Raw genomic sequence first — 13,832 nt, 5'->3', positions numbered from 1 at the left:
TCCAGGGAGCGTCGGCTCCGCGGACGGCTCCGCACGGGCCGTCCCGGCTGGGTCTCGGCAGGGCCCGGGTTACGGCTGTTCGGGCCGGTCCTCGTCCATGCCGAGCCGCTCGTGCAGCCTGCGCTGCCCGGAGTCGACCTGTGACTCGTGCGTGCCGCCCGTCTTCTCGTTGGCCGCCCCTTCGGCGGTGTCGGACGTGTTCCTGGCCTTGTCCTGGGCCGCCCTGTTGCTCTTGAACCTGTCGAAGATGCCCATCCAGAGCTCCTTCCGGGGGAGGACTCTCCACAGGTGATATTCCCGAGATGCGACGGATGCTCACTTTGGGTGCTGATGGCCTGGACCTCCAGGCCGCCTCCGCGCGCCCCCTCGCTACCGTGTGTGCGAGTGCCCGGCAGGGGAATCCGCCCTGTGCGGGGTGGCAGCGGGCAGGCAAGGGGAGGGGCGCGTGAGGCGTCTGAGGGGCGGGACGGCGGCTGCCGTCGTGCTGATGTGTGCCGTGACGGTGTCCGGGTGCACCGAGCAGATCCCGGGTTCCGGTTCCGGCGCCGCTTCCGGACCGGGTGAGGCCGGCGCGGGGGCGGGCGGTGGAGCGGCGCTCGCGGCGGCACAGGCGCTGCCCGTGAAGGGGCGCGCTCCCAAGACCGGCTACGACCGGGAGAAGTTCGGCTCCGCCTGGGCGGACACGGACTCCAACTCCTGCGACACCCGGGACGACATCCTCAAGCGCGACCTGGAGGAGGTGAAGTTCACCGGCGGCGCCTGCAAGGTCTCCTACGGAGTGCTGGAGTCGGACCCGTACTCCGGTAAGCACGTGACCTACCGGCGGGGCAGCAGCAAGGTCGACATCGACCATGTCGTCGCCCTGTCCGACGCCTGGCAGAAGGGCGCCAAGTACTGGGACGCCGGCAAGCGCATAGCCCTCGCCAACGACCCGCTCAACCTGCTGGCCGTGGACGCGAGCACCAACCGCTCCAAGGGCGACGGCGACACGGCGACCTGGCTGCCGCCCAACAAGGCCTACCGGTGCACCTACGTCGCGGCGCAGGTCGCGGTGAAGAAGAAGTACGAGCTGTGGGTCAGCGCGGCGGAGAAGTCCGCGATGGAGAAGGTCCTGACCGCCTGCCCCGGCCAGAAACTGCCCACCGGCGGCAACCCGACGAAGGCGCCGGAGCGCTTCCACGCGGGGTGAGCGCCGACGGCCCGGCCGGGCCGGGCCGCCCGTGCCGCGCCCGGCCCGGCCGAGCCTTTCGCGCCCGGCCCGGCGGAGCCTTTCGCGCCCGCGTCGGGAAAGTCGTTTTCCGCGCGCCGGGTGGCCCGCCTACGGTGACCTTCATGGAACTGCAGGTGTTCAGCCTCGCCGACCGCCCCGACATGCTGGGCCCCGTCCAGGACATGCCCGACACCTGGCCCGAGTTCGTGACGCAGGACCCGGTCGGCAACGCGCACTACGGCCGGATCCCCGTCGAGTTCCCCGAGTACGTGCTGTTCGCGCAGGACGAGCGGGGCGAGGTCGTCGCCCATGCCTACAGCGTGCCCTTCGCCCTGCACGCGGACGGCCGGGGCGAGTTGCCCGCCCGGGGCTGGGACCAGGTGCTCGTGTGGGCGTTCGCCGACCGGCGGCGCGCGGCGCGGGCCGACACGGTGAGCGCGATCTCGATCGTCGTCGCCCCGCACGCCCAGGGCCTCGGGCTGTCCGGGCGGATGCTCGCGGCGATGCGGGACCGCGCGCGGGCCAACGGCTTCACCGAGGTCGTCGCCCCGGTCCGGCCGAGCGCCAAGCACCTCGAACCGCACACCCCGATCGAGGAGTACGCGCACCGGGTGCGCGAGGACGGGCTGCCCCACGACCCGTGGCTGCGGGTGCACGCCCGAGCGGGCGCGACCGTCGAGCGCGTCGCACCGGCGTCGATGACGGTCGCGGCCTCACTGGCGGAGTGGCGACGCTGGACCGGGCTGCCCTTCGACACACGCGGCGATGTCGAGGTGCCCGGCGCGCTGGTGCCGGTGCGGTGCGAACCGGAGCGGGACCACGCGGTGTACGTCGAGCCCAACGTGTGGATGCGGCACGGCCTCTGAGACACCCCGCGCCCGCGATCCCCGACGCTCACGATCCATCGACGTCCACGATCCCCGACGTCCACGGCGTCGGCGACCGACCACGGCGTCGGCCAAGGCCCACGGCGTCGGCTGCGGCGGCTACCGTCCGTACGGATACCCCTGCTGATAGGGGTTCGCCTGCGCCGTCCCGTACGCCGGAGCCGACTGCTGGGCCTTCTTGTCGAACATCGCGAACAGCAGCAGCACCGTCGCCGTCACCAGCGTCACGAGGACGGTGACGCCGAGGAAGGCGTCCCCGTCGTCGTTGTCCGAGACCGTTGCCCAGGTCACGATCACGCACTCGTACAGCGAGAACGAGGCGAAGGCCGTCCAGTCGGAGGCCAGCCCGCGGCGGATCGCCGCGTAGAGGAAGGGCACCCACACCAGGAAGCCCAGTGAGCCCCACACCAGGACGGTCCAGGCGAGCCGCTGGAACCAGCCGCCCTCCAGCCGTCTCTCCTCGCCCGTCGCCGTCGTCGACATCGTCATATCGCCCCCCAAGTCACCAGGGGGCAAGGGTAGGGCACGGACGGGTGAGGGACTGAAGGTGTCCGGACGTCGCTTCTTTACCGTGACATAGGCGAATCTTGTCGCTCCGCGGAATCCGCGTTTTCCGATCACAGGAACGCCACGGGGTACCGTGCGAACCGTTTTGCGGCGCCGGACGTCGAGACGAAACCGTATCGTCGTGCCGAAGCGCCGATCGCAGGACTTCAGCGAGACACAGCCGCACGTGCCGACGGCGCCGTGCGCACACTTGAACGATGGGGTGGGGGATGGCCGAGCACCGGCAGTCCAGGAAGCGCAGATACATCACGTGGGGCGTGGCCGGCGCGGCCGTCCTCGCGGGGGCGGGGATAGCGGCCCAGACCTCGATGGCGGCCACCGTCTGGCCCGCCCAGAAGACGTACACCGGCCGCGCCTTCGACGCCTGCACCGCGCCCTCGCTGGCCGCGATGAAGGCCTGGAAGACCGACGGCTACTACGGCGGCGCCGCCGTCTACGTGGGCGGGAAGAACCGGGGCTGCGCGCAGCCCAACCTCACCGCGTCCTGGGTGAAGTCGGTCAACTCGCTCGGCTGGAAGCTCATCCCGATCTACGTCGGCGCGCAGCCGCCCTGCCAGACGGGCTCCAGCCCCGAGAAGATCACCGCCGCCACCGCCACCTCCCTCGGGGCGACCGACGCCGCGGACGCCGTCGCCAAGGCGTCCGCGCTCGGCATGAAGGCCGGCAGCCCGGTCTACCTCGACATGGAGGCGTACGACATCACGAACAAGTCGTGCAACGACGCCGTGCTGGCCTACGTCCGCTCCTTCACCAAGACGCTGCGCGCCAAGACCTACCGGGCCGGCTACTACGGTTTCAGCAGCTCCAGCGCCAAGGCGATCGCCACCGCGACGAACAAGACGGACCTGCCGGGCAACCTCTGGTACGCGCTGTGGGACAAGAAGGACACCACGACCACGGACTGGCCGTGGGGCGCCACCCAGTTCACCGACCACAGCCGCGGCCACCAGTACCTGGTCAACAGCAAGGAGACCCGCGGCGGTTACACGATCACCGTGGACCGCGACTCCTGGGACGCCCCGGTCGCCCTGGTCGGCTGAGACCGGCCCGGACGCCCGGGGCTGAGCGCTCGCACCGACGAGCGGGCGGCGGGCGGGCGCGGCGGTGCCCGAAGTCCTGGTGAATCATTGGTCGAATGGGTTGGCCCCAGGCGCACCACTGCCTAACATCGATCACCGCAAGACTTTGTGCACCGTCGCACAATCTCCTCGGGAGGTTTCCTTGCACCGCCGTCGCACCGCGTTTGTGCTGTCCGCCGCGATCGTGGCGGCCCCTCTCCTGACCGCCTGCGGGAACGACGCGCATCCCGGCGCGGCGGCCGTCGTCGGCGGGCAGCGGATCACCGTCGCCCAGTTGGAGAGCCGGGTGAACGAGGTGCGCGCGGCCCAGCGCGCCGCCGTCCCCGACGACGCGCAGTACGCGCAGGCCGTCGCCCAGACCGGCACACTGACCCGCGACACGCTGCACGGCATGGTCCTCGACCGGGTCCTGCACCGGGCCGCCGAGGACGCGGGCATCACCGTCACCCCCCATGAGGTGCAGGAGATGCGGGCCGGACTCGAGCAGCAGGCGGGCGGCGCGCAGGGGCTCCGGACGGCGTGGCTGCAGCAGTACGGCATCCCGCCGCAGCGCCTCGACGAGAACCTCCGCCTCCAGCTCGAAGCCCAGAAGCTCGCCACCGAGCTCGGCACGGACACCAGCCAGCCCGCGTTCTGGAACGCCCTGTCCAAGGCGTCCAAGACCCTCGGCGTCGACCTCAACCCGCGCTACGGCAGCTGGGACGCCAGGAAGGTCGCCCGCGTCGACGCGAAGACCCCCTGGGTGCGCGAGATCACGACGACCCCGCCCCAGCAGACGACGTGACCCCCCGCGCCTGACGGCGAACCACGCGCCCGTAGGGGCCTGTGGACGCCCCGCGGGGCTGTCGGCGGGGTGGGTTACGTTCGGAGGGTGAACGCAACCAGCTCCTCCGCCGCCGACGCCCCGGGCCGCGTCGTCCTGCTCACCACCAGCCACCGCGTCGCCCCCGGCCTGCTGTCCTGGCCCGCCTGGCAGGCCCTGCACGCGGCGGACCGGGTGCTGTGCGCGGACGGCGCCCATCCGCAGCTGCCCTACCTGCGGGACGCGGGGCTCACGGTCGAGGAGACCTCCCCGACCGCCGAGGACCTGGTCGCCGCCTGCGTCGGCGGTCGCACGGTCGTGGTCGTGGCGACCGGCGAGGGCGAACCGGCCCTCACCGACGGACTGGCCCGCCTCGCGGGCTCCGGCCGCGTGGCGATGCCCGAACTGGAGCTCCTGCCTGCCTCCTACGACCTCCCCGGGGCCCGCCTGCTCGACCTCGTCCAGGTGATGGACCGCATCCGCGCCGAGTGCCCGTGGTCCTCCCGCCAGACCCACAAGGGCCTGGCGAAGTACGCCGTGGAGGAGTCGTACGAACTGGTCGAGGCGATCGAGGACGGCGACCGCGACGAGCTCCGCGAGGAACTGGGCGACGTCCTGCTCCAGGTCGTCTTCCACGCCCGCATCGCCGAGGAGGACGAGGAGGCGCCGTTCTCCGTCGACGACGTCGCGGGCACGATCGTCGCCAAGCTCATCCATCGTCACCCCCATGTCTTCGGCGACGCCACGGCCACGACCCCGGAGGAGGTCAAGGCGCACTGGCTGCGCACGAAGGCGGCCGAGAAGCGGCGCGAGTCCGTGACGGACGGCGTCCCCCTCCACCAGCCCGGCCTGGCCCTCGCGGCGAAGCTGGCGGCCAGGGCCCGTACCGCGGGACTGGAGGTGCCGTTGCCGGCGGCCGAGGGCATCGGCTACGAACTGCTGGCCCTCGCCGCCCGCGCCGAATCCGAGGGCGTGGACCCGGAGGCGGCGCTGCGGGCCGCGGCCCGCGTGTACAGGGACGCGATCCGGGCGACCGAAGGGGTGGCGGGTTAGTACGGTTGCTTCCTGAGCTGGCTGCGGGGCGCGGGGGGCTTGCATGGACCGGGAAGACGAGCTGGACGAGCTGGCCGCCAGAGGCGCGGAGACGCTGGAGGCGGGGCTGCGGTCACAACGGCGGCACTATGTCCGGTCGTCCTTCGAGCGCTGGTTCCGCGTGTACGGGGGCACGCCGCTGGACCGGATCCTCACGGCCCCCGTGCACGGCATGTCCTCGCACTACAAGGTCGGCTATTTCGGCGTGTACTTCCGTGCGGTGCTCACCGACGCCGCCGCCGAAGAGGCGACAGCCGAGCTGCGCAGGCTGATCGACCACTACGCGGAGCCCGAAGCGCCCGACGCGCCGACCGGGCCTGCCTCGCCGACCGGGGGCGCCGGGGACGCCGGGGCAGCCGGCACCGGCGACCGCCGGCCGTCCGCTCCCACCTCCGCCGGCGCCCAGCAGTCGTCGGTGGTCCCGTCCTCACCCGTCGGGCAGCCTTCGCCCCCGGTCCCGTCCTCGCCGGGCGGGCAGCAGTCGTCGGTGGTCCCGTCCTCACCCGTCGGGCAGCCTTCGCCCCCGGTCCCGTCCTCGCCGGGCGGGCAGCAGTCGTCGGTGGTCTCGTCCTCGCCGGGCGGGCAGCCCTCGCCCCCGGTCCCGTCCTCCTTCGACGCCCAGCCGGCGCGGGTGGGTCCGTCCTCCGTCGGCGTTCAGCCGTCGCCCGCGGTGTCGTCCCCGTCCTCCGACGCGCGGCCGTCGTCGCCGGTGGTTCCGCCCCCTCCCGGCGACGACGTCCGTTTCAACGGGGGGAGTTACTTCGCCCCGGTCGTGGGGGTCCAGAACAACACCACCTACACCGTCGTGCCGCCGGGCGCCTTCATGCCACCCGACCCCGACAGCTGGCCCACCCTGGAGGAGGCCGACCCGATCGCGCTCGGGGTGCGTCCGCCGCGGCGGCTGCCGAACCTGCCCCGCCTGACGGCCTACGTCCGCCGGGACGTCGACCACGCCCTGACCGGCTGGAGCGACGAGGACGGGCTGCTGGTGATCACCGGCGGCCCGCTGTCGGGCAAGTCGAGGACGGCCTGGGAGACCATGCGCCGCCACACGCCCTCCGGCGCCCGGGTGTACGCGCCCGGCTCCGGCACGGACCTGCGCGGCCTGCCCGGGCTGTTACGCGGCCGGACCGGCTCCTATGTCCTCTGGCTGGACGACCTGAACGCCCACCTCGGCGAACACGGCCTGGAGCCGGGGCTGTTGGCCCAGCTGACCGCGCTGGGCGTGCCGGTGCTGGGCACGATGGGCGACAGCGTGTACGACGGGCACCTGTCCGCCGACGGCCCGGCGCACCGGCTGCTGGTCTCGGCCAGGACCGAGCGGCTGGCCACCGGATGGAGCGAGGCCGAAGAGCGGCGGCTGGCCGAGGAGTCGGACGATCCGCGGCTCGCCGAGGCCCTCCTGTGGCGCGGCGACACCGGCCTCACCCAGTATCTGGCCGTCGCCCCGCTGCTTTTCGCGATGTGGCGGCGGGCCGACACGTCCCTGAGCCCGATCCTCCTCGGCTCCGTCCTCATACGTGCGGCGGTCGACCTGGTGCGGTGCGGCGTCACGGGCGACATTCCGCAGGAGGTGCTGGCCCGGGTCTGCCTGTCCTACGGAAGAGTTCACGGCCGGGGGTTCCAGGACGAGGGGTCCTTCGCCGAGGCGTTGGACTGGGCGGCCACACAGCGGCACGGGGTGACCGGGATGCTGGTGCGCGGCGAGGACCGCCAGGTGGGGGAGAGCGTGCGGACCTGGCGGCCGTACGGCTCCCTCGTGGCGGACGTGCTGCGGGACTCGAAGGCCCCGCGGGTGCCCCACGCCGTCTGGCGCTGCGCGCTGGAGGGCGCCGCGTACGACGCCTCGGTGCGCGAAGCCGTCCGCCGCGCCGCACACGCCGCCTTCGCCCCGGAGGCGGACAAGGGCGACCCGGAGGCCCTGTACATGCTCAGCCTGATCAGTACGGACGAAGCCGCCCGGCTCGTATGGCTGCGCAAGGCCGTGGACGCGGGGAAGACGGAACTGTCGGGACAGGTGGGCGAACGCCTCCTCGGACAGGGCGAGCCCGAGGAGGCGCTGCCCTATCTGCGGGCGGCGGCCGGGCAGGAGCCGGGCGGGCACGGGACGCGGCTGGTCGGCGAGGCGTACCTGGCCCTGGCCGAGCAGTGGCTGCGCAGAGCCGCGGAGGAGAAGGAGGACGCACAGGCGGCGCGGTGGCTCGACGAGATCGCCCGGCTGCGCGAGAACGCCGAGGCCCCCCGGCACGGACAGGGCGTCGGAACGCTGTGACGCGGGTGCGCGCGAGGCGCTCGCCCGGAACCCCGCTACCGTCGAGGCGTGACCAACCAGCCCCACCCCCCGGCCGACGTCCCGCCCGCTCCCGCCCTCTTCACCTGGGAGTTCGCCACCGACCCGTACCCCGCCTACGCGTGGCTGCGCGAGCACGCCCCCGTGCACCGCACCGAGCTGCCCAGCGGTGTGGAGGCCTGGCTGGTCACCCGTTACGCCGACGCGAAACAGGCCCTGGCCGACCAGCGGCTGTCCAAGAACCCCGCGCACCACGACGAGCCCGCCCACGCCAAGGGCAAGACGGGCATTCCCGGTGAGCGCAAGGCCGAGTTGATGACGCATCTGCTCAACATCGACCCGCCGGACCACACCCGGCTGCGACGGCTCGTCAGCAAGGCGTTCACTCCTCGCCGGGTCGCCGAGTTCGCGCCCCGGGTGCAGGAGCTGACCGACCATCTCATCGACCGGTTCGCCGGCCGGGGCGAGGCCGACCTCATCCACGACTTCGCCTTCCCCCTCCCCATCTACGCCATCTGCGACCTCCTGGGCGTCCCCCGCGAGGACCAGGACGACTTCCGGGACTGGGCGGGGATGATGATCCGGCACGGCGGGGGGCCGCGCGGCGGGGTCGCCCGGTCGGTGAAGAAGATGCGCGGCTATCTGCTGGAGCTCATCCACCGCAAACGCGCGGAGCTCCCCGCCGAACCGGCCCCCGGCGAGGACCTCATCTCCGGCCTCATCCGCGCCTCCGACCACGGCGAGCACCTCACCGAGAACGAGGCCGCCGCCATGGCCTTCATCCTCCTGTTCGCCGGCTTCGAGACGACGGTCAACCTCATCGGAAACGGCATGTACGCCCTCCTCACCCACCCCGAGCAGCGCGCCCGCCTCCAGCGGTCCCTCACCGAGGACGACGGCGACCGTTCCCTCCTCGAGACCGGCGTCGAGGAACTCCTGCGCTACGACGGCCCCGTGGAGCTCGCCACCTGGCGGTTCGCCACCGAGCCGCTCAGGATCGGCGGCCAGGACATCGCTCCCGGCGACCCCGTCCTCGTCGTCCTGGCGGCAGCCGACCGCGACCCGGCGCGCTTCACGGACCCCGACGTCCTCGACCTCTCCCGCCGGGACAACCAGCACCTCGGCTACGGCCACGGCATCCACTACTGTCTGGGCGCCCCGCTGGCCCGCCTGGAGGGCCAGACCGCGCTGGCCGCCCTTCTCACCCGACTGCCCGACCTGCGACTGGCCGTGGAGCCGGAGGAGTTGAGGTGGCGCGGCGGACTCATCATGCGCGGACTGCGCACGTTGCCGGTCGAGTTCACTCCGGTGCGTTCCGGCCAATGAACCGTGGGGCATCTGGCCGAATCTGGCCGGATGTCAGCCGTAGTGTGACCATTCGGCGGAGCAAAGGTGACCGGTCCTCAACTCTGTGATCTTCACGTGATCTGCGCGGCATGAACTTGTGACAAGTGATCGTCTGCCGATACGTTCACTCGTCAGCGCGACGCGTCAGTCTCACTCGCCGCGCCGGTACTGCTGTCCAGCGAAAGGCCCCCGCATGCTCTCCGGGAACGGTCGTCACCGTCGCCCCCGCCAGGCCCCGGCTCTCCTCGTCGCGGCCGGAGTGACCGGCTCCGCCATCGCCATCCCGCTGCTCGCCGCCTCCGGCGCGAGCGCCGCCGACGGCACGGTGTGGGACAAGGTGGCGCAGTGCGAGACCGGCGGCTCGTGGAGTGCCGACAACGACGACGGCGAGTACGGCGGCCTCAGCCTCACCCAGAAGGACTGGGAGGCGTACGGGGGACTCGACTACGCGGCCAGTCCCGACCTGGCCAGCCGCAACCAGCAGATCGCGGTGGCGCAGAAGGTGCTCGCCGCCAAGGGCGTCGGCGCGTGGGGCACCTGCGGGCTGACCTCCGGGCTCACCAAGGACAACGGCATGCTGGACGTGGACACGGGCGTGGCCGACGACTCCTCCGACTCGTCCTCCTCCGGATTGTCCGATCTGTCCAGGGGGTTGTCCGGGTCCTCGGGCTCATCGGACGACGACGGTTCGACCGGTTCGGCCGGTTCAGCTGGCTCCGCCGACTCGTCCGACTCGTCCGCGGATTCCTCCAGTTCGCCCACCGAGTCCCCTTCGTCCTCTTCGTCACCTTCCTCCCCTGCCGTGGGTGACTCCACTGGTTCCGGCGGGAAGGGCGGTTCCGGCGCCAAGGGCGACGCGCAGGCGCCGGACAGCTCGCCCACGGGGACCCCGGAAGCGGACGACTCGGACAAGTCGGTCCAGGACGCGGGCTCTTGGAGTCTCGTCGACACCGGTTCGCTCGGCTCGGGCCGGCATCGCGGGGCCACCGCCGACGAGCCCGCGACCAAGAGCGCCGGCACGTCGGCGAACGGCGCCTCCACGGCCTCCGCCGGGCGGCACGCCGCGACCGCCTACGTCGTCCGGGAGGGCGACTCTCTCGTCTCCATCGCCGACTCCCTTGACCTCGACGGCGGATGGCGCGCCCTCTATGCCGAGAACAAGGACCTCATCGGGAGCGACCCGAGCGACATCGTTCCCGGTCAGACCCTCGACACAGGGGTCCAATAGGGCGCAAAGCCCTGTAAATACAGCGGGAGTTCGCGTCACACTTCGCGCCGAATGTCCGGTTTGGTGAAAGTGTGGGATGAGTCTCAGAAGCCCTGATCGTCTTTGAAATTCGCCCGATCACGTGTCTACGGTCGAGGCCGCTCGGCAATCCGAGCCCCGGCCGTCGCAACGCCGAATCCTGCCAGCGGCAGCCCGGGAACAGTCGTCGCGTCAAGCGCCGTAGGCAGGAGCGGGGGACCCAAGGTAAGCGCCGGGACCGGCTGTTCAGGCTGGATCCGGCTTGGGGTGAAGTCACCCCTCCGCGGAGCACTGCTCCCGCGGAGGAGTGGCCGGGCAACTCACACGGCCCGAACCCGACAGCTCACCTCGCAGGCGTCGGTGAGGGGATCCACCATGCTGTTTTCCGGTAAGGGCAAGCACCGCCGTCCGTCCAAGGCCACCCGCGCCGCCGCTCTGGCCGGCGTCACCGGCGTCGCCATCGCCGCCCCGCTGATGGCGGCCGGCAACGCCTCCGCCGCCACCGCCTCCGAGTGGGACGCGGTCGCCCAGTGCGAGTCCGGCGGCAACTGGTCCATCAACACCGGCAACGGCTACTACGGCGGCCTGCAGTTCTCCGCCTCCACCTGGGCCGCGTACGGCGGCACCCAGTACGCCGCGCAGGCCAACCAGGCCTCCAAGGCCCAGCAGATAGCCATCGGCGAGAAGGTCCTCGCGGGTCAGGGCAAGGGCGCCTGGCCGGTCTGCGGCACGGGCCTGTCCGGCGCCGCGTACAACGGCGCCGGCGCCGAGTCCTCCGGCTCGTCGGACAGCGGCAGCACCACCCGCTCGACCGAGGAGCAGAAGTCCTCCCGTTCCGCCGACCGTCCGGCCGCCACCAAGAAGTCCTCCAAGACGGTCACCACGCCGACCGGCAAGAAGGTCAAGAAGGGCGACGGCGAGTACAAGGTCGTCAAGGGCGACACCCTCAGCTCCATCGCCGAGAAGCACAAGGTCAAGGGCGGCTGGGAGAAGCTGTTCGAGCTGAACAAGGACATCGTCGAGGACGCCAACCTCATCTACCCGGGTCAGCAGCTTCACCTGAAGTGACACCCGGTTCCCTCGGCGGACCACAGCGCCCTCACGGCCAGGTCGGCACACTGAAGACCGCGTGAGGGTCACCCCCGTCCCCACGGGCTCCCCGCTCCGGTGCGTGTTCCCCCGTACGCACCGGAGCGGGGTTTCTCTTTGCCCGTTCGCCGCCTCCCGGCAACCTTTGCCGACCACCCCCTTTGTTCCGGGCGTGAACAATAGGTACGGTCTGTCTGTCCACGGGACGGTCGGTCGGCTGCCGACGGCCCGGAGGCGGTTAGGCTCTAGTCGCAAGGCTCACCCAAGGCCGACATGGCCCGCGAGCCCCGCACAACCAGCGTCACATCCCAAGAAGGAGATGCTCGTGCCGTCCATCGACGTCGTCGTAGCCCGGGAAATCCTGGACTCCCGAGGCAACCCCACGGTCGAGGTCGAGGTCGGCCTCGACGACGGCAGCACGGGTCGTGCCGCCGTTCCGTCCGGCGCGTCCACCGGCGCCTTCGAGGCCATCGAGCTCCGCGACGGTGACCCGAACCGCTACCAGGGCAAGGGCGTCGAGAAGGCCGTCCTCGCCGTCATCGAGCAGATCGGCCCGGAGCTGGTCGGCTACGACGCCACCGAGCAGCGGCTGATCGACCAGGCCATGTTCGACCTGGACGCCACCGACAACAAGGGCTCGCTCGGCGCCAACGCCATCCTCGGCGTCTCCCTGGCCGTCGCCCACGCCGCCTCCGAGGCCAGCGACCTCCCGCTGTTCCGCTACCTGGGCGGCCCCAACGCGCACCTGCTGCCGGTGCCGATGATGAACATCCTGAACGGCGGCTCGCACGCCGACTCCAACGTGGACATCCAGGAGTTCATGATCGCCCCGATCGGCGCGGAGTCCTTCTCCGAGGCCCTGCGCTGGGGCACCGAGGTCTACCACACCCTGAAGAAGGTCCTGAAGTCCAAGGGCCTGGCCACCGGCCTCGGCGACGAGGGCGGCTTCGCCCCGAACCTCGGCTCCAACCGCGAGGCCCTCGACCTCATCCTCGAGGCCATCAAGGAAGCCGGTTACACGCCGGGCGAGCAGATCGCGCTCGCGCTCGACGTCGCCGCGTCCGAGTTCTACAAGGACGGCTCGTACGAGTTCGAGGGCAAGTCCCGCTCGGCCGCCGAGATGACCGAGTACTACGAGGAGCTCGTGGCGGCCTACCCGCTCGTCTCCATCGAGGACCCGCTGTTCGAGGACGACTGGGCCGGCTGGAAGATTCTCACCGACAAGCTCGGCGACAAGGTGCAGATCGTCGGCGACGACCTGTTCGTCACCAACCCGGAGCGCCTGGCCCGCGGCATCGAGGAGGGCGCGGCCAACGCCCTGCTCGTCAAGGTGAACCAGATCGGCTCGCTCACCGAGACGCTGGACGCCGTCGAGCTCGCCCAGCGCAGCGGCTTCAAGTGCATGATGTCGCACCGCTCCGGCGAGACCGAGGACGTCACCATCGCCGACCTCGCCGTCGCCACCAACTGCGGCCAGATCAAGACCGGCGCCCCGGCCCGCTCCGAGCGCGTCGCGAAGTACAACCAGCTGCTGCGCATCGAGGAGATCCTCGACGACGCCGCGGTGTACGCCGGCCGCAGCGCGTTCCCGCGGTTCCGTTCCGCGAACCAGTAGGCACGGCAAGGGCTGACCCGAACCGGGTCAAGCCTTAGCCAGTCGCACGTACGTCCTCGTACCCGGTCCCGTACCGTGTGCGGGGACGTACGCACGTGTGATGGGGAGGCGGAGCACATGGCCGTGAAGGACCGGGACCGGTTCTCCACCGCGACCAGGATCAAGCTGCTCGGCGAGCAGACCGCGGCCCGGGTCTACCGCTCCCAGACCAAGCGCCAGGCCCGCCGTTCCCGGCTCACCGGCCGCGCCGCGCTGCTGGCGCTCGTCCTGTGCACGCTGATCGTGGCCCTGGCCTACCCGATGCGCCAGTACGTCTCCCAGCGCGCCGAGATCGCCGATCTGGAGCGTGAGAAGCGGCAGGCCAGCGAGCGCGTCGAGCAGCTGCGCGACCTCAAGGCACGCTGGCAGGACGACGCCTACGCCGAGCAGCAGATCCGGCAGCGGCTGCACTACGTGCTGCCGGGGGAGACCGGGTACGTCGTCGTCGACCCGGACGCGGCCCGGCAGTCCCGCGCCGACCTCGGGGCGGCCGACCGCCCCTGGTACTCGAACGTCTGGGACGGGGTCGACACGTCGGACGCCTCCGACCAGTGAACCGACCGATAGAA

13 protein-coding genes and 1 riboswitch are annotated in these 13,832 nt (G+C 71.6%); of the genes, 11 read left to right on the top strand and 2 right to left on the bottom strand.

Going from position 1 to position 13,832, the window contains the following annotated elements; translation table 11 throughout:
* Nucleotides 1–69: 69 nt before the first annotated feature.
* Complete coding sequence (locus ACZ7DE_RS15240; protein ID WP_470761269.1) at nucleotides 70–255, bottom strand: antitoxin; 186 nt, start codon at nucleotides 253–255, stop codon at nucleotides 70–72.
* Between the two features lie 190 nt (nucleotides 256–445).
* Between ACZ7DE_RS15240 and ACZ7DE_RS15235 the strand changes: the two genes are divergently transcribed.
* The gene (locus ACZ7DE_RS15235) at nucleotides 446–1,189 is read left to right on the top strand and encodes an HNH endonuclease family protein (protein ID WP_470761268.1); all 744 of its coding nucleotides are present in this window, start codon (nucleotides 446–448) and stop codon (nucleotides 1,187–1,189) included.
* 143 nt (nucleotides 1,190–1,332) lie between these two features.
* Complete coding sequence (locus tag ACZ7DE_RS15230; RefSeq protein WP_470761267.1) at nucleotides 1,333–2,076, top strand: N-acetyltransferase; 744 nt, start codon at nucleotides 1,333–1,335, stop codon at nucleotides 2,074–2,076.
* 120 nt (nucleotides 2,077–2,196) lie between these two features.
* Here ACZ7DE_RS15230 and ACZ7DE_RS15225 read toward each other — a convergent pair whose 3' ends face one another.
* Entirely contained in the window at nucleotides 2,197–2,586 is a 390-nt protein-coding gene (locus ACZ7DE_RS15225; RefSeq protein WP_470761265.1) for a hypothetical protein, read from the bottom strand.
* A gap of 287 nt (nucleotides 2,587–2,873) precedes the next feature.
* On the opposite strand from ACZ7DE_RS15225, the gene ACZ7DE_RS15220 reads away from it, so the two are divergent.
* From ACZ7DE_RS15220 to ACZ7DE_RS15180, 9 genes are all read left to right on the top strand, one after another.
* The gene (locus ACZ7DE_RS15220) at nucleotides 2,874–3,704 is read left to right on the top strand and encodes a glycoside hydrolase domain-containing protein (protein WP_470762017.1); all 831 of its coding nucleotides are present in this window, start codon (nucleotides 2,874–2,876) and stop codon (nucleotides 3,702–3,704) included.
* A 181-nt stretch (nucleotides 3,705–3,885) separates the two neighbouring features.
* Nucleotides 3,886–4,527, top strand: a complete 642-nt coding sequence (locus ACZ7DE_RS15215) for a SurA N-terminal domain-containing protein (protein ID WP_470761263.1) — start codon at nucleotides 3,886–3,888, stop codon at nucleotides 4,525–4,527.
* An 87-nt stretch (nucleotides 4,528–4,614) separates the two neighbouring features.
* Nucleotides 4,615–5,598 carry a nucleoside triphosphate pyrophosphohydrolase gene (locus tag ACZ7DE_RS15210; protein ID WP_470761261.1) on the top strand — a complete coding sequence of 328 codons (984 nt, stop codon included), beginning with the start codon at nucleotides 4,615–4,617 and terminating at the stop codon, nucleotides 5,596–5,598.
* A 43-nt stretch (nucleotides 5,599–5,641) separates the two neighbouring features.
* Nucleotides 5,642–7,909, top strand: coding sequence for a hypothetical protein (locus ACZ7DE_RS15205; protein ID WP_470761259.1), 2,268 nt, complete (start codon nucleotides 5,642–5,644; stop codon nucleotides 7,907–7,909).
* Nucleotides 7,910–7,957: 48 nt separating this feature from the next.
* Complete coding sequence (locus ACZ7DE_RS15200) at nucleotides 7,958–9,253, top strand: cytochrome P450 family protein (RefSeq protein WP_470761257.1); 1,296 nt, start codon at nucleotides 7,958–7,960, stop codon at nucleotides 9,251–9,253.
* Between the two features lie 214 nt (nucleotides 9,254–9,467).
* On the top strand, nucleotides 9,468–10,502 hold the full coding sequence (locus ACZ7DE_RS15195) for a transglycosylase family protein (protein ID WP_470761255.1): 1,035 nt from the start codon (nucleotides 9,468–9,470) through the stop codon (nucleotides 10,500–10,502).
* A gap of 205 nt (nucleotides 10,503–10,707) precedes the next feature.
* Nucleotides 10,708–10,892, top strand: a riboswitch (cyclic di-AMP (ydaO/yuaA leader).
* Nucleotides 10,893–10,895: 3 nt separating this feature from the next.
* On the top strand, nucleotides 10,896–11,588 hold the full coding sequence (locus tag ACZ7DE_RS15190) for a transglycosylase family protein (protein ID WP_470761254.1): 693 nt from the start codon (nucleotides 10,896–10,898) through the stop codon (nucleotides 11,586–11,588).
* Between the two features lie 346 nt (nucleotides 11,589–11,934).
* Nucleotides 11,935–13,224, top strand: a complete 1,290-nt coding sequence (gene eno, locus ACZ7DE_RS15185) for a phosphopyruvate hydratase (protein ID WP_470761252.1) — start codon at nucleotides 11,935–11,937, stop codon at nucleotides 13,222–13,224.
* A 117-nt stretch (nucleotides 13,225–13,341) separates the two neighbouring features.
* A complete protein-coding gene (locus ACZ7DE_RS15180) occupies nucleotides 13,342–13,818 on the top strand; it encodes an FtsB family cell division protein (protein WP_470761250.1) in 477 nt (158 codons plus the stop codon).
* Nucleotides 13,819–13,832 lie beyond the last annotated feature (14 nt).

It is taken from the genome of Streptomyces sp. NPDC037083 (assembly GCF_055606485.1).
The sequence above is the reverse complement of the archived record's forward strand: the minus strand, read 5'-3'. Positions and strand labels throughout refer to the sequence as shown.